15 protein-coding genes and 1 tRNA gene are annotated in these 15,929 nt (G+C 68.2%); 15 read left to right on the top strand and 1 reads right to left on the bottom strand.

The genetic code is table 11. From position 1 onward, the window contains the following. The first annotated feature begins 32 nt into the window (after positions 1-32). The 5 genes from OXM57_10245 to OXM57_10225 all read left to right on the top strand — a co-directional run bounded on the left by OXM57_10245 (position 33) and on the right by OXM57_10225 (position 6,850). Positions 33-1,349 (top strand): dihydrolipoamide acetyltransferase family protein, encoded by a 1,317-nt coding sequence (locus OXM57_10245; protein MDE0353056.1) that lies wholly within the window; start codon positions 33-35, stop codon positions 1,347-1,349. After that, positions 1,250-3,088: a lipoyl synthase gene (gene lipA / locus OXM57_10240; GenBank protein MDE0353055.1), complete on the top strand. Its 1,839-nt coding sequence runs from the start codon at positions 1,250-1,252 to the stop codon at positions 3,086-3,088. Before OXM57_10245 ends, lipA begins: the two co-directional genes overlap by 100 nt. Before the next feature lie 121 nt (positions 3,089-3,209). Next, complete coding sequence (gene acs / locus OXM57_10235; GenBank protein ID MDE0353054.1) at positions 3,210-5,171, top strand: acetate--CoA ligase; 1,962 nt, start codon at positions 3,210-3,212, stop codon at positions 5,169-5,171. 54 nt (positions 5,172-5,225) lie between these two features. Next, positions 5,226-5,999: an enoyl-ACP reductase FabI gene (fabI, locus tag OXM57_10230; GenBank protein MDE0353053.1), complete on the top strand. Its 774-nt coding sequence runs from the start codon at positions 5,226-5,228 to the stop codon at positions 5,997-5,999. Positions 6,000-6,097: 98 nt separating this feature from the next. Continuing rightward, the gene (locus OXM57_10225; protein ID MDE0353052.1) at positions 6,098-6,850 is read left to right on the top strand and encodes a cytochrome c biogenesis protein CcdA; all 753 of its coding nucleotides are present in this window, start codon (positions 6,098-6,100) and stop codon (positions 6,848-6,850) included. A 34-nt stretch (positions 6,851-6,884) separates the two neighbouring features. On the opposite strand, the gene OXM57_10220 is transcribed toward OXM57_10225, so the two are convergent. After that, on the bottom strand, positions 6,885-8,306 hold the full coding sequence (locus OXM57_10220; GenBank protein MDE0353051.1) for an amidohydrolase family protein: 1,422 nt from the start codon (positions 8,304-8,306) through the stop codon (positions 6,885-6,887). Between the two features lie 186 nt (positions 8,307-8,492). On the opposite strand from OXM57_10220, the gene OXM57_10215 reads away from it, so the two are divergent. From OXM57_10215 to trpB, 10 genes are all read left to right on the top strand, one after another. Beyond that, positions 8,493-8,663 carry a hypothetical protein gene (locus OXM57_10215; protein ID MDE0353050.1) on the top strand — a complete coding sequence of 57 codons (171 nt, stop codon included), beginning with the start codon at positions 8,493-8,495 and terminating at the stop codon, positions 8,661-8,663. 86 nt (positions 8,664-8,749) lie between these two features. Beyond that, a tRNA-Met gene (locus OXM57_10210) sits at positions 8,750-8,824 on the top strand. A gap of 92 nt (positions 8,825-8,916) precedes the next feature. Continuing rightward, positions 8,917-9,462: a nitroreductase family protein gene (locus tag OXM57_10205; protein ID MDE0353049.1), complete on the top strand. Its 546-nt coding sequence runs from the start codon at positions 8,917-8,919 to the stop codon at positions 9,460-9,462. Then, the gene (locus OXM57_10200) at positions 9,444-9,779 is read left to right on the top strand and encodes a DUF6092 family protein (GenBank protein ID MDE0353048.1); all 336 of its coding nucleotides are present in this window, start codon (positions 9,444-9,446) and stop codon (positions 9,777-9,779) included. Before OXM57_10205 ends, OXM57_10200 begins: the two co-directional genes overlap by 19 nt. A 72-nt stretch (positions 9,780-9,851) precedes the next feature. Next, positions 9,852-10,727, top strand: a complete 876-nt coding sequence (locus OXM57_10195; protein MDE0353047.1) for a L,D-transpeptidase — start codon at positions 9,852-9,854, stop codon at positions 10,725-10,727. Positions 10,728-10,835: 108 nt separating this feature from the next. Next, complete coding sequence (gene trpE / locus OXM57_10190) at positions 10,836-12,314, top strand: anthranilate synthase component I (protein MDE0353046.1); 1,479 nt, start codon at positions 10,836-10,838, stop codon at positions 12,312-12,314. Then, positions 12,311-13,252 carry a hypothetical protein gene (locus OXM57_10185; GenBank protein ID MDE0353045.1) on the top strand — a complete coding sequence of 314 codons (942 nt, stop codon included), beginning with the start codon at positions 12,311-12,313 and terminating at the stop codon, positions 13,250-13,252. The genes trpE and OXM57_10185 overlap by 4 nt, the downstream gene beginning before the upstream one ends. A gap of 93 nt (positions 13,253-13,345) precedes the next feature. Then, positions 13,346-14,113 carry an indole-3-glycerol phosphate synthase TrpC gene (gene trpC / locus OXM57_10180; protein MDE0353044.1) on the top strand — a complete coding sequence of 256 codons (768 nt, stop codon included), beginning with the start codon at positions 13,346-13,348 and terminating at the stop codon, positions 14,111-14,113. Continuing rightward, positions 14,110-14,724: a phosphoribosylanthranilate isomerase gene (locus OXM57_10175; protein MDE0353043.1), complete on the top strand. Its 615-nt coding sequence runs from the start codon at positions 14,110-14,112 to the stop codon at positions 14,722-14,724. Before trpC ends, OXM57_10175 begins: the two co-directional genes overlap by 4 nt. Further along, positions 14,721-15,929: a tryptophan synthase subunit beta gene (trpB, locus tag OXM57_10170; GenBank protein ID MDE0353042.1), complete on the top strand. Its 1,209-nt coding sequence runs from the start codon at positions 14,721-14,723 to the stop codon at positions 15,927-15,929. The genes OXM57_10175 and trpB overlap by 4 nt, the downstream gene beginning before the upstream one ends.

The raw sequence follows: 15,929 nt of genomic DNA, 5'->3' as shown, positions 1-15,929 counted from the left end.
ATGAGGCCCCGACCCCTGGAGAGGTGAGAAACATGCCAACCACAGTGTCCATGCCGCAGTTGGGCGAGACGGTAACGGAGGGCACCGTGCTCCGGTGGATGAAGCAGGTGGGCGATTCCATCGCCCGCGACGAGGCCATAGTGGAGATCTCCACCGACAAGGTCGACACGGAAGTTCCGTCACCGGTGGCGGGTGTGGTCAGCGAGATACTGGTGGGCGAGGGCGAGACGATCGAGGTCGGCACGGCCATGGTGGTCATCGCCTCGGCCGACGAGGGCGTCCCGGCCGCCGCTCCTGCGGAGGCCGAAGCGCCCCGGGCGGAGGAAGAGGAGGCGCCCCCACCGCCGCCGGCTCCAGCGCCGGCAACCACATCGGCGGTGCCCGGTCGGCCCGCACCCCGCAAGTTCCTGTCGCCGGTGGTTCGCCGACTGGCTCGGGAGCACGACATCGATCCGAGCGTCATCAAGGGCACCGGACGCGACGGCCGGGTGACACGCAACGATGTACTCGCCTACATAGAGAGCATCAAGGCGGCGCCCGAACCGGCCCCGGCCCCCACCGCTCCCGCACCCGAACCGGCCCCGGCGCCGGTGCCTACCGGACCCGAACCGGCCGATCCCGGACCCCCGATGGACGAGCCAGTCAAGCTCAGCCGCCTGCGGGTGCGCATCGCCGACAACATGGTCGCCTCGCTTCGAACTGCCGCCCACGTGTGGACATCCATGGAGGTCGACTACGAGCGGGTGGAGAGGGTGCGCCAAGCCCATCGCGAGTCCTTCCGGCAGCAGGAAGGGTTCTCGCTCACCTACCTGCCCTTCATCGCCCGCGCCACGATGGAAGCCCTCCGGGCCTTCCCGGTCGTCAACAGCTCTTTCGACCAGGAGGGTCGTACAGCCACCTTCCACCAGGATGTCAACCTCGGGATTGCAGTCGACCTCAACCAGGACGGCCTGATGGTGGTCACCATCCCGAAGGCGGATGACTACTCGCTGAGGGCCCTTGCCAGGAAGGTCCGTGACCTGGCGGTGCGGGCACGCGGCGGTCGGGTGGGTCCGGATGACGTATCCGCCAGTACGTTCACGATCACCAATCCGGGACCCTACGGATCGTTCATGTCGGCGCCGGTCATCAACGTTCCCAACGTGGCCATCCTCTCGACCGACGGGATCGCCAAGCGACCCAAGGTGGTCACCACGCCCGATGGCGCGGACGCCATCGCCATCAGGCCACTGGGTTACCTCGGCCTGTCATGGGATCATCGAGCCTTCGACGGCGCCGTCGCGGTCCTATTCCTCCGCCGGATCAAGGACAACCTGGAGACCTGGGATTGGGAACAGCAACTGACCTAGACAGACCACGACCACCGGAACCGGTCCCGCTCCCGGTCGACTCGGATGGGCAGTTCCGGGTAGCCGCCGACCCGACCCGGTTGCGCACCCGATGGTTGGGCCGTCTCGCCTACGACGAGGCCTGGGACCTGCAGCGCGCCTTCTGGGAAGGTAGGCAGACCGGCCGGGCCGGATCGGACTACCTGCTCCTGCAGGAACACTCCCACGTCTACACCGTGGGTCGGAATGGCGACGGCTCCCACCTCCTCCTACCCGAGGATCGCCTGGCGGGGATCGGCGCGCAGCGTTTCGACATCGACCGTGGAGGCGACATCACCTACCACGGCCCCGGCCAGCTGGTCGGCTATCCCATCCTGGCCCTGGCCGACCTGCGCAAGATCGTCCCCTACGTGCGGGCCGTGGAGGAGGTGCTGATCCGCACGATGTCCGACCTCGGCCTGGAGGCCTGGCGGGATGCCGGGTACACCGGAGTGTGGACCGACCGCGGGAAGGTGGCCGCAATCGGGGTCCGCGTGGCTCGCGGCGTCACCATGCATGGCTTCGCCCTGAACGTCGATCCCGACATGAGCTACTTCGGCCACATGCACCCGTGCGGCATCACCGACCGGCCCGTCACGTCCCTGGCGGAGTTGCTGGGCAGGAGGATCTCGATCGAGGAGGCCGTGGAGTTGCTTGTCCCGCGCTTCGTGGAGGTGTTCGGTTACGAGCAGAACGACCTCCAACTGGGCGCCTTCACCCGGGGGCAGGGCCGGCCCAGAACCTTCGAGGTGGACCGGCTCCTCGCCGAGGGGACCTTCGCCCCCAAGGGTCGGGCATCCGTGCCGGTGACGATCGGCAAGCGGTTGGCGGGCGAGCCGCCCCGGGCGCCGTGGATGAAGGTGACCGCCCGCCTGGGGCCGGAATACCGGCAACTGGGAAGGCTGATGCGGGAACTCGACCTCCACACGGTTTGCGAGGAAGCAGGCTGCCCCAACATCTACGAGTGCTGGAGCGAGGGCGCCGCCACCATCATGATCCTGGGTGGTGTCTGCACCCGGGCATGTGGTTTCTGCGACGTCACCACGGGCCGCCCTCAAGGACTCGACCTTCAGGAACCGGTCCGGGTGGCCGAGGCCATAGCGGCGATGGGTCTCCGCCACGCCGTGATCACGTCCGTCAACCGCGACGACCTACCCGACGGCGGCTCGACCGTCTTCGCCAGGACCGTACAGGAGGTGCGCAATCGGGTGCCGGAGTGCGACGTGGAGGTGCTGATTCCCGACTTCAAGGGGGTCAGGGCGGACCTGGAGCGGGTCATGGAAGCGGGGCCGGCGGTGCTGAACCACAACACCGAGACCGTGCTCCGGCTCCAGCGCGAGGTGAGGACCGCCGCCTCGTACGGACGCTCCCTGGCGCTCCTGGCCCGGGCGAAGTGGTACCGACCGGACGGTGTGGTGAAGTCGGGATTGATCGTGGGGATGGGCGAGGTCCGCGACGAGGTTCTGGGAGCTATCGCCGACCTCAGGGCGGTCGGCGTGGACGTGGTCACGGTGGGTCAGTACCTGCGGCCCACCGTTAGGCACCGCCCGGTGGACCGTTACGTCCACCCCGACGAATTCGCCGAGTACGCCGACTTCGGCCGGCGGGCCGGTCTGGCCCACATCGAGTCGGGCCCGCTGGTGCGGTCCTCGTACCACGCCCGGGACTCCCTGGACGCCGCCACCACCTCCGGCGTGCCCGCTGCCGTAGGCGGCCGCTGACATCGAAGCGGGCACACCCCGCATCCCACGGCTCCGGCGGGCTTGTCCGGATGGTGGCCCGGCGCGAAGGGCGCGGCGACGCGAGTAGCCTCCGACCCACGCCGATCGTAAGCGAGGAGACGTGGCCGAGCGCACTATCGAAAACCTATTGCAGGAAGATCGCATCTTCCCGCCGTCACCGGAGTTCACCCGGCAGGCCAACGCCCGACCCGGCCTGCATGAGCAAGCGGCCGCCGACCCGGTCGCCTACTGGGAGGCGCAGGCCCGCGACCGTGTGACCTGGTTCAAGGAGCCCACCGTCCTCCTGGACGACTCCAACCCGCCGTTCTTCAAGTGGTTCACCGACGGCGAGCTCAACATGTCGTACAACTGCCTCGACCGCCACGTGGAGGCCGGCCAGGGCGGCAAGGTGGCCTACTACTGGGAGGGCGAGCCGGGGGACGAGCGCGCCATCACCTACCAGGACCTCTACGAGGACGTTTGCCGGTTCGCCAACGGCCTGCGCTCGATCGGTGTGCGGAAGGGTGACCGGGTGGCCGTCTACATGGGCATGGTCCCCGAGTTGGCGGTGGCCATGCTGGCCTGTGCCCGCATCGGCGCCGCCCACAGCGTCATCTTCGGCGGCTTCTCGTCCGACGCCATCTACGACCGGGTCGAGGATGCCGGCGCCCGGGTCCTGATCACATGCGACGGCGCCTGGCGCCGGGGGAAGGTGGTGGATCTGAAGGTGGCCGCCGACCGGGCCATGGAGAGGACCGACCTGGTCGAGCGGTGCGTGGTGCTGCGCCGGACCGAGAACGAAGTGACCATGAAGGAGGGTCGGGACATCTGGTGGCACGATCTCGTGGACGGCCAGAGCGCCGAGTGCGCTCCCGAGGTCATGAACGCCGAGGACCTGCTGTACATCCTGTACACATCCGGCACCACCGCCAAGCCCAAGGGCATCATGCACACCACGGGGGGATACCTGGTGGGCGCGGCCACGACGCACAGCTTCGTGTTCGACATCAAGCCCGACCAGGACATCTGGTGGTGCGCCGCCGACATCGGCTGGGTGACCGGTCACACCTACATCGTCTACGGGCCTCTGGCCAACCAGACCACCTCGGTCATGTACGAGGGGACGCCCGATTACCCGGACAAGGACCGGCTGTGGTCGATCATCGCCAAGTACAAGGTGACCCAGCTCTACACCGCACCCACCGCCATCCGGGCTTTCATGAAATGGGGCGAGGAGTACCCGCAGCGCCACGATCTGTCCACGCTGCGCGTGCTCGGCACGGTGGGCGAACCCATCAACCCCGAGGCGTGGATGTGGTATCACGAGCACATCGGCGGCGGGAAGGCGCCTGTCATGGACACGTGGTGGCAGACGGAAACCGGCTCGATCATGATCGCCCCGCTTCCCGGCATCACCGCCACCAAGCCTGGATCGGCCACCAACCCGATGCCGGGCATCCAGGCGGACGTGGTCGACGATGCCGGCAGCCCGGTCGGCAGGGGAGGGGGCGGCTACCTGGTGCTCCGCAACACCTGGCCTTCCATGCTTCGCTCCATCTGGGGCGACGACCAGCGGTACGTCGACACCTACTGGTCCCGCTATGACGGCCTGTACTTCCCCGGTGACGGTGCCAAGCTGGACGATGACGGGTATCTGTGGTTGCTGGGCAGGGTGGACGATGTGATGCTCGTGTCGGGCCACAACATCTCCACCATGGAGGTGGAGTCGGCCCTCGTCTCGCACCCGTCCGTGGCAGAGGCGGCGGTGGTGGGCCGGTCCGATCCGCTCACCGGCCAGGCAATCGCCGCCTTCGTCAGCCTGCGGGGCACCATCGAGGGCGACGCATCTCTGATAGGCGAGCTGCGGGATCACGTCGCCGGCTCGATCGGCCCGATCGCCAAGCCCAAGAGCATCGTCTTCACGCCTGACGTGCCCAAGACCCGTTCGGGCAAGATCATGAGGCGCCTGCTGAGAGACATCTCCGAGCAGCGGAAGCTGGGGGACGTGACCACGCTGGCGAATGCCGATATCGTTGCCGAGATCGCGGAGATGGCTGCCGCGGCCCCTGCTGACGAGGACTGAGCCCCCTGCGGCGCCGGCGCGCTCGGGCCCGGCGGGTAACTACGGAGGAGAGTCATGCTGCTGACAGGTAAGCGGGTGCTGGTAACCGGCGTCCTCACGCACGGTTCGATCGCCTGGCACAGCGCCAAGGTGGCCCAGGAACAGGGCGCCGAGATAGTCCTGACCGGATTCGGGCGGGGGATGCGTCTCACCCAACGGGCAGCCCGCCGCCTGCCGGATCCGCCCGACGTGTTCGAGCTCGACATCAACGATCCGGTTCACATGCAGCAGCTTGTCGACGAGCTGGGGCGACGCTGGGGGCGCCTGGACGGGGCCTTGCACGCCATAGCCTTCGCTCCCGAGGACGCGCTGGGCGGCAACTTCCTGACCACGCCCGTGGAGAGCGCCTCCCTTGCTTTCACCACCTCGGCGTTCTCCTACAAGACCCTGGCCGTGGGCCTGTTGCCGCTGTTCGAGGAAGCAGGGGGCGGATCCCTGGTGACCCTCGACTTCGACAACAGCACCCAGGCCTGGCCCGCCTACGACTGGATGGGAGTGTGCAAGGCCGCCCTGGCCTCGGTGACCCGCTACCTGGCCCGCGACCTGGGGCGCCACAACGTTCGGGTGAACGCCGTGTCGGCGGGCCCGCTGTCGACCATGGCGGCCAAGGGCATCCCCGGGTTCGAACGGTTCCAGCATGTCTGGAGCGAGCGAGCCCCCCTCACCTGGGACACGTCCGATCCCACCCCGGTGGCCAACATGATCTGTGTGATGCTCTCGGACTTCGCCACCAAGGTGACCGGCGAGGTCATCCATGTGGACGCCGGATTCCACGCCATCGCTACCTAGTTTCTAGTTGATAGTCTCTAGTCTCTAGGTACTAGCACAACTAGGAACTAACAACATAGAACTAGCAACTAGCAACTGACAACTAGGATCTAGCAACTATGGATCCTGCCGGATACGTGAGCGCACTCGTCTTCGGGGCTCTCTCCTTCGTTTCGCCCTGCGTGCTGCCTCTACTGCCCGGATACCTGGGGCTCATGTCGGGCTACTCGGTGGCCGATCTGCAGCAGGGGAAGGCCTCCACCGGCCGGATGCTCCGGGTCACGGTGATGTTCGTGATCGGGTTCACCATCGTCTTCGTGGCCCTCGGAGCGGGGGCTACTTCGGTGGCCGGCCTGCTCGCCCGCAACAAGGGCGTCATCACCACCGCGGCGGGCTGGCTGATCGCCGTGTTCGGGCTGGTCATCGTGCTGATGGCGCTCAGCACGTCGCCCCGCCTGGCCTTCCTCTACCGGGAGCGGCGGCTCCACGTGCGTCCTTCGCAGCTGGGCGGCTGGGCGCCGCTGGTGATGGGCATGGCCTTCGGTTTCGGCTGGACCCCGTGTATCGGTCCGGTGCTGGCGGCCATCCTCACCCAGGCCGCCACCCAGGAGACGGTCGCCAGGGGGATGCTCCTGCTGTTCGTGTTCTCGATGGGTATGGGTTTGCCGTTCATCGCCGCCGGAATCGGTGTGACCAAGCTCTACTCGGGCATCAAGCTCCTCCAGCGGCATCTGCGGACCATCAACGTCCTGTCCGGTCTCCTGATGATCGTCTTCGGTTGGCTGTTCATCACCGGCCGCATCACCGACCTGTCGAGCCTGATCAGCGAATGGATGATCCGGCTCGGCCTCGAGGACCTGGCCGCGATCTAGTTGGTAGTTGGTAGTTGTTAGTTGCAACTATCGACTAGAAACCAATCCAGTCGCTGGCGAGTTCGCTCAGCCGCGCCTTGCCGAAAAGCTGCGCAGCTGCCTCGGCCGCCATCGCCCTCACCTCGGCCTCGTCCACCCTGGTGGAGCGCCCATCCTCCACGATGATCTCACCGGCCACGATCACCGTGTCGACCTCGGCCGCGCTGCCGGAGTGGACCACCGACGCCACCGGACGGCTCCATGGCGTGTGCCGGACGCCGGACACGTCCACCACCACCAGGTCGGCCGCCCGGCCCGGTTCCAGCGATCCGGCGTGCAGACCGGTCATGGCCGCTCCGCCGAGCGTACCCAGTTCGAGGAACTGCTCCACCGTGGTGGCGGTGGAGTCGAGGCTGGCCACCCGGTGCATCAGCATGCCTGCCTTCATGGCCTCGAAGATGTCCTGCCCGGCGACCGCTACCCCGTCGCTACCCAGGGCGACGGTTGCGCCCGCCGACAGCAGCGGCTCCAGGTGGAGCACGCCCGAGGCCAGGTACTGGTTGGAGATCGGGTTGTGCACGGCGGCGGCGCTGGAGGCGCCCATGGCCGCCACCTCGTCAGGATCCAGCCATACGGCATGAGCGAGCGTGGTGTGGCGGCTCAGCAGCCCCCGGTCGGCCAGCCACGCCACGGGGCGGGTTCCGTGCACCTCCATGAAGAACGAGATCTCGTCCTGCACCTCGGAGCAGTGCATGTGCCAGCCGACCCCGGCGGCCGCAGCCATCTCCGCGGAGGCCTCGATCAGCTCCGGCCAAACGTACACGATGTTCTCCGGGCACGGCCAGACCTCGACCCGGCCGCCGCGCGGACGCTCGGCCATGCATTCGGCGGTGATCGCGATCTCCTCCTGGTTGGTCCAGGTGAACAGGTCCGGATCCACCCCCATCAGCTCTCCGCCCGGGTTCATTTCCCCGAAGATCCCCCGGGCGATGGCACCTCTGATTCCCACCTCCTCCACCGCGTCAGCGACTGCCAGGATGGTCTCGGTGTCGGTGGGTGCATAGTGGTTGTCCACCACCATCGTGGTGCCGGATAGGGCGGCCTGGAGCGCGCCGAGCCGGACCGCCGCCACGCTCATCTCCCTTGTGATCGCCTTCGAGTAAGGCAGCATGAACCTCTGCAGCCAGGGCACCAGCGTCATGCCGTCGCCGAGTCCCCGGCCCAGCGACTGGAACAGGTGGGTGTGGCCGTCAGTCAGCCCGGGGAGGACCACCTTGCCGCGGCAGTCGATGACCTTCCCGGCCGTCTCCCGCAAGTGCCGCAGGTCGGCGGCGGAGCCGACCTCCGTGATCTTCCCACCGGCGACGGCCACGGCGCCGTGATCAAGCACCCGCCGCACCCCGTCCAGCGTGATCACCACCCCACCCTCGAGCAGGAGGTCGCATACGGTGCGATCAGATGGAGAAGCCTGGCTCATTGATGACCTCCGTGCATCGGTCGGCGACCGCTCCGATCGTACTCGTCGAGGACCTAACCGACCCTGCTATAGGTGAGGAGGGTGAATGCCGATCACACCCGTCCGTGGACGACGCTACAGTTGTTTAGTCATGATAGAGTAGGGGAGTAGCTTCTCCCGACGAACGACGAAGAGGAGATCGGAGAAGTGACACCGGTTACCGAGAAGTACGTGAGCTTCGACCGGCTGGACGCTGCCATGTCGCGTCTCCACGCCGACATGGAGAGGCGCTTCTCCGAACAGACCCGCTGGATCGTGGGGTGGATGACCGGTCTGGTTGCGAGTGCCGCCGCCATCATCATCGCCGTGCTCCAATGAACGTGCTATCGCCGGCGGTCACCCGGAGCGACCCCCTATTGCCTATTGCCGGTAGGCGCCCGCCGCGCTAAACTGGCTCCCTACGGCGCGGGGTGGAGCAGTCTGGTCAGCTCATCGGGCTCATAACCCGAAGGTCGTAGGTTCGAATCCTACCCCCGCTACCCGGTACGGCCCTCGTTCCCGTTGATGGGGACGGGGGTTGTTTCATTGTGATCCGCCCGGTGCGTGGCCGCGGCGGGGGAAGGAACAGGGATTGAGCGCTCCGATGGCGGTGTTCGAGGCGATGCGACGGCGCCGCATGCACCGAGACTTCCTGCCCGAACCGCCCGACCGCGCCACCCTCGATCGTCTGGTCTACGCCGCCGGTCGAGCCCAGGTGGCCCGCCCGGGGATCCGCCACCTGATCGTGATCACCGATCCGCGGATCGTCCACACCCTGCGTCAGGCCTGCCCGGGATTCGTGAACAACGCCCCGGCCGCCATAGCCGTCTGCAGCGATCTGAAGCGGTCGGAGGAGGAGTCCGGCGTACGCGGGGTGGAGGTGGTGAGCAGGCTGGATGCGGGTGCGTCCGCCGCATTCATGGCCATCGCCGCGCCCGCGCTCGGTATCGGCGTCTGCAAGGTCACCAGCTGGAGCGAAGAAGTGGTCCAGGCCATCCTGGGCCTCCCGGAGCACGTGCGCCCGGAGGTGTTGATGGCGGTGGGAGTACCGGTCTCCAACCCGTCCAAGCCGCTGAAGGGTTTCCAGCCCTCCGTTCATGCCGACCGGTTCGATCAGCCGTGGACGGCATCACCATGAGCAACCAGGAGATCGATCCCCGGGAGTTCCTGTTCGACTTCGTGCTGTACCTGGTGACCTGCGCCCGGCTCCATCTCGATGAGAAACCCATCTACGGTGCGTTCCGGATGATCGAGGGCGCCAGCCGCCTGATCGAGGCGGCCGAGAACCTACCCGGCTGGGAGGTGGATGCCTTCCTAACCGAGCAACGGGCGGCGATCCAGGCCAACAAGGCCCGGATGACGCTTGACAAGGACGGCTTCCGCGGCTGGCTGAGCGACCTGGCCAGGGAGATGGCCGCCGAGGCCACGAGGAGAAACCTCGACCCGCCCGACTGATCCCGGGACGTAGAAACCTCCTCCACCAGCCTTAATGTATCGACTTGGCCGATCGTCGACCTATAGTCCCGTATGATGCGGATCCGAGTCGGCGCCATAGCGGTCCTGGCGACCCTTCTTCTCCCTGTTCCCGGCGTGCTCGCCCAGACGAGCGGCGACGGCGGGCGGGCACCCCTATCCCTCCGAGACTCGCTCGGACCCGGCGACGTTCTGCTGCGCGGTCAATCCCTCCTGTCCCCCGACGGTTCCTACCGGTTGGCCTTCCTCTGGGGCGGCAACCTCGTCCTGTATCGCGACCTCACTCCCTATTGGGGTGTCGAGGAAGTCTGGTCGGCAGGTACCGCCGGCTTGGGAGGCGACCGCATCGTCATGCAGCCCGAAGGCGACCTCGTCATGTACTCGGCGCCCCGGCTCGGAGGTGGGCCGGTCTGGCGTTCCGGCACGGACGGTTTCGACGGCGCCGAGCTTGCGCTGCCCCGGGACGGCGGAGCAACGATCCGCCTCAACGATGCGCAGTTGCTCTGGTCGGCCGGGCTCACGGCGCCGGACGTGGGCCTCGGCGGCCGCAGGCACGCGGTCTACGACCGGCGTGGCGAGAAGATGATGATGTGGCTGGTCGAGGCCGACGGCACGCTCGTGGATAGCTACCCGGTCAGCGGTATGTACCGGAATCCTCCCGCCGGTCATTACGAGGTCTATTCCAAATCGCCGATCGCCTACGGATACAGGGGCGGCAGCATGAACGACATGGTGCGTTTCGCGTGGGGCTTGAACGGTTGGCGGATCGGGTTCCATGCCATACCTCTCCGGAGCAACGGGGAGCCTGTGCAGACGCTCGACCAGTTGGGCCTATCCCTGTCGGCGGGATGCGTGCGGCAGAGAGCCGACAAGGCGGAGTTCCTGTACGAGTGGGCGCCGATCGGCATGCCGGTGGTCGTGCTCGGTTGAGGCCTCGCCTCCCTCGACGACGCCCGCAGCAACGCCATGGCCTGATCGATGGCTCGGGCACGCCCCTCCGGGCTTCCGGTCCGGTAGCTCCCTCGGTAACGTGGACCCATGAAAGTCACTCCGAGCCCGGCTGACTTCCGCCGCCTGGCCGAGCATGCCTCGGTGGTCCCGGTCAGGATCACCCTGCTGTCCGATCGGGAGACCCCGGTCAGCGCCTTCGGCAAGCTGGTCGGCGATGCGCCCGGCTTCCTCCTCGAGTCCCTCGAGGGAGGGGAGCGTTGGGCGCACTGGTCGTTCCTCGGATGGGACCCGGTCTTCACTCTCACCAGCCGGGACGGGGCCTGCCATGCCGACGATGCCCGGGTCCGGATACCGGATGGGGATCCGCTGACGGTCCTCGAAGGGCTGCTGGCCCGCTACGCCACCGAGCCGATGGACGATCTTCCACCTTTGCACTCCGGCGCGGTCGGGTACCTCTCCTATGACGCGGTGCGGTACATCGAACGGCTCCCCGACCGGCCGCCCGACGACCGTGGCCTGCCCGAGATGATGTGGCAGTTCGTCGGGAGCCTGGCGGCGCTCGACCATCCCCGTCAGACGCTGCATCTGGTTCGCAATGTCTTCATCGACCTCGAGGACGACCTCGACGCCGCGTATGACGACGCGGTGACCCGGCTCCACGAAGCCGCGGAACGGCTCGGTACGGCCCTTCGCTACCGCCCGGCCGCCCGGCCCGACCGCTCCGCCCGGCCCGACCTGCCCATCGCCTCCACGCTGGACCGCGAGGAGTTCGAGCGGGCCGTCCTCACGGTCAAGGACTACATCCGGGAGGGCGACGCCTACCAGGTGGTGCTGAGCCGCCGTATTGCAGCGCCTTTCGCGGGCGATCCGTTCGGCCTCTACCGTGCCCTGCGCCTCATCAACCCCTCGCCCTTTCTCTTCTACTTGAGGCACCCGGAGGTCACCGTGGTGGGTGCGTCGCCCGAGCTGATGACCAGGGTCAGGAACGGCACCGTGTTCTCCCGTCCCATCGCCGGCACCCGGAGGCGCGGTGTGTCCGAGGAGGAGGACCTGGCCTTGGAGCAGGAGATGCTGGCCGACCCGAAGGAGCGGGCCGAACACGTCATGCTCATCGACCTAGCCCGCAACGATCTGGGCCGGGTGTGCGACTACGGCACGGTGACCGTGGACGACCTGATGGTGGTGGAGCGCTACTCGCACGTCATGCATCTGGTGTCGGGCGTGTCGGGACGGCTCCGTGACGGGCTGGGGCCGGTCGACGTGGTCCGGGCGGTGTTCCCCCATGGCACCGTTTCGGGGGCGCCCAAGGTGCGGGCCATGGAGATCATCGATGAGATGGAGCCGGTGGCCCGAGGCCCTTATGCCGGCGCCGCCGGCTACATGGACTTCAGCGGCAACGTGGACACCGCCATCTGCCTGCGGACCGTCGTGATCGCGGGCGGCACCGCCTGGGTCCAGGTGGGCGCCGGACTGGTGGCCGACTCCGATCCGGCGGCGGAATTCCAGGAGACCGAGGACAAGGCGGCCGCGGCTCTGGCGGCCGTGGCGGGGGCCGATCTGCTTTGATTACCTTGTCCGGCGAGCCCGACGACTTCAGGGCCGGGTATGCGCATGCCCGGAGCGTCGCAGGATTCGCCACTGACACACTCGGCCTGTTCTGGGCGGTCGGACCGGATGCCATCCCCTACCTGCAAGGCATCCTCAGCCAGGACATCGAGGCGCTCGCCCCCGGGCAGGCGGCCAGGTCCTTCCTCCTGGAACCCAGGGGGAAGCTCGACGCCCTGCTCTGGGTCCTGCGCGACGAGGACCGGGTGGGGATCATCACCGACGCGGCCCGCCAGGTGCCGGTCATCACCTCGCTCTCGCGCTGGCGCCTGCGCGTCGATGTCGAGTTCAGCGGGGATGACCGGCCGGTGCTCGACGTGTGGGGACCCGGCGACCGTGTCCCCGGGGCGCCGCGCGGCTGGCGGGACGAGCAGGGGGTGCTGGCCGCCGAACTGCGAGAGCAGCCGGTGCGGCGCCGCCTGATCGCCGGCCTGGGTCCGGAGGCGCTGGAGGAACTCGGCGCCGTCCCGATCGGCCACCGCGTTGTCGACGCCTTGCGGATCGAGGCCGGAGAACCCAGGATGGGGATCGACGTCAACGCCAAAACCATCCCGCAGGAGACCGGCCTGGTTCCCGAGGCGGTCTCGTTCACCAAGGGCTGCTTCCTGGGGCAGGAACTGGTGGCCCGCATCGACAGCCGGGGCCGGGTCAACCGCCATCTCCGGGGATTGAGGATGCTCGAACCGGTCATGCCGCCGGTGGGCGCCCGGGTAACCCACGGGGAGAGAGTGGTGGGAGAGCTGGCGACCGTGGGGGAGAGCCCGGTGCTGCACGCTCCGATCGCCCTGGCCCTGATCCGCCGCGAAGCCCCACCCGGAAGCCGGGTCACCGTGACCTGGCAGGGCGCGCAGATCGAAGCGGAAGTCCACCTGCTGCCCATGACCGGCGGGACCGGATAGCGCTCCGGCTCACCCGGAGCGCAGCGCCGGGACGGCCCCCAGGGCGCTCTGCGCTATACCTGTACACCCACCAGTGCGAGTAGCCTTCGGCCGATGCTGGACAAGGTTCTCGCCTCGGTGCGCCGCCGCCTGCCCGAGGTGACGGCGCGCCAGGATCAGCTGCGCGAGACAGCTGCCGGCCTGCCCCCGCCGCGGGACTTCACAGGCGCGCTGGGCGGTCCCGGACTGTCGATCATCGCCGAGTTCAAGAGGGCGTCGCCCTCGAAAGGGGTGATCAACGCCGGTATGGACCCCTCCGAGCGGGCCGTGGCCTTCGAGGCGGGCGGGGCGTCCGCGATGTCGGTGCTGACCGAGCCGGATCACTTCGTAGGAACCCCGGACGACCTCCGGGCCGCCCGGTCCGCGACATCGTTGCCGGCGCTCCGGAAGGACTTCACCCTCGATACCGCCCACGTCTGGGAGGCCAGAGCCATGGGCGCCGATGCGCTGCTCCTGATCGTGGCGATCCTCGACGATGTTCTCCTCGCCCGGCTGCTCGGCGCCGCCGATGAAGCGGGGCTCGCCGCCCTGGTCGAGGTCCACAGCCGGGAGGAGGCCATCCGGGCACTGGGCGCCGGCGCCAGGGTGGTGGGGGTCAACAACCGGGACCTGCGGACCTTCGACGTGGACCTGGCCACCTCGGAGGAGATAGCGCCGTTGCTGGCCGGCGTCGACGTCCGGATTGCCGAGAGCGGCGTGCAGGGTCCGGAGGACGCGGCCCGGCTCAGAGCCGCCGGATACGACGCCATACTGGTGGGGGAGTACCTGTCAAGATCGGCGGATCCCGCCGCGGCCATCTCCGGGCTCAAGGGGGCGGCATGACCTGGGTGAAGGTCTGCGGTATGCGCACCGCCGGTGACGTGGAGGCGGCGGCCGACGCCGGTGCCGACGCGCTGGGACTGAACCTCATCCCAGGGACGCCCCGGTACCTGGAGGTGGACGACGCCGCCCGCCTGGCCTCCATGTCCCGTGTGCCCGCGGTGATCCTTACCCTCGACGCCCGTCCCCACGAACTCGTGGAACTGCTGGACCGGGTGGGCGCCGCCGGTGTGCAGCCCTACGGTGACCACGCGCCCGAGGCCGCCCGCGTGGCGGCCACGGCCGGGGCCTTCGTGCTCCGGCCGCACCGCGTGCGGGGCCCCGTGGACCTGGGGACCATCCCGCCCGGCTGCACCGCCCTCCTCGACGGGTACTCGCCGAACGACCTGGGCGGTACGGGCCGCGGGGTCGCTCCGGAGTGGCTCCCGCCTCCGGGCAGCCGGTACGTGCTGGCGGGCGGTCTGAACCCCTCGAACGTCGCGGACGCGGTGGCCCGTCATCGTCCATGGGGCGTCGACGCCTCGTCCGGCCTAGAGTCTGCGCCCGGGGTGAAGGATCCCTCCAGGATCCGCAGCTTCGTGAGGAACGCCAAACGGGTGGAGGAGAATCCATGACGGTAACCGCCGCGACGGGTCCGGGTCCCAGGTTGGACCGGCCTGACGAACGGGGCAGGTTCGGCGACTACGGCGGCATGTTCGCTCCCGAGACCCTGATGCCCGCCCTGGAGGAGTTGGCCTCCGAGTTCGCCGAAGCGTGGATCGACCCGGGCTTCGTCAGCGCGTTCCATGACCTGCTGGCCAGCTACACGGGCCGGCCCACCCCCCTCCGCTCCGCCGACCATCTGTCGCAGGAGCTCGGCGTGCGCGTCCTCCTCAAGCGGGAGGACCTGGCCCACACCGGCGCCCACAAGATCAATAACGCCCTGGGCCAGGCCCTTCTCACCAACCGCATGGGCAAGTCCCGGCTCATAGCCGAGACGGGCGCCGGCCAGCACGGGGTCGCCACCGCCACCGCCGCCGCCTACGCGGGCCTGGAGTGCCTGGTCTACATGGGCGAGAAGGACATCGAGCGCCAGGCCCTCAACGTGCAGAGGATGCGCATGCTCGGGACCGACGTGGTCCCGGTCACATCGGGAGCCGGCACCCTGAAGGACGCCGTCAACGAGGCCATGCGCGACTGGGTACGCACGGTGGAGACCACGCATTACATAATCGGGTCGGTCGTCGGCCCCCATCCCTTCCCGTGGATCGTCCGGGAGTTCCAGAAGGTGATCGGCGAGGAGAGCATCGCCCAACTCGAGGGGGAGATGCCCGACGTGGTCGTGGCCTGCGTGGGCGGGGGGTCCAACGCCATCGGCATGTTCTTCCCGTTCGCCGGTCTCGAAAAGGTGGAGTTGGTCGGCGTGGAGGCGGCGGGTCACGGTATCGAGACCGGCCGGCACGGCGCATCGATAGGGGCCGGTTCGCCCGGCATCCTCCACGGCGCCCGTACCTACATGCTCCAGGACGACGAGGGCCAGGTGCTGGAGGCGCATTCGATCTCGGCCGGCCTCGACTATCCGGGAGTGGGGCCCGAGCACGCTTACTTCGCCGACACGGGTCTGGCCCGGTACGTATCCATAACCGACGAGGAGGCCCTGGGAGGAGTCGACCTGCTCTCCCGCACCGAGGGGATCATTCCCGCCCTCGAGTCGGCCCACGCGGTGGCCTGGGTGGCCAAGGAAGCCGATGCCCTGCGGGACCGCACCGTCCTGATCAACCTCTCCGGGCGCGGCGACAAGGACGTCGAGATGATCGCCGCCAAGATCGGGATGAGGTGA

The sequence above is a fragment of the bacterium genome (genome assembly GCA_028820935.1).
Classification (GTDB): Bacteria; Actinomycetota; Acidimicrobiia; order Spongiisociales; family Spongiisociaceae; genus Spongiisocius.
Note: the sequence above shows the minus strand (reverse complement) of the source record. Positions and strands in the feature narration are given on the sequence as shown.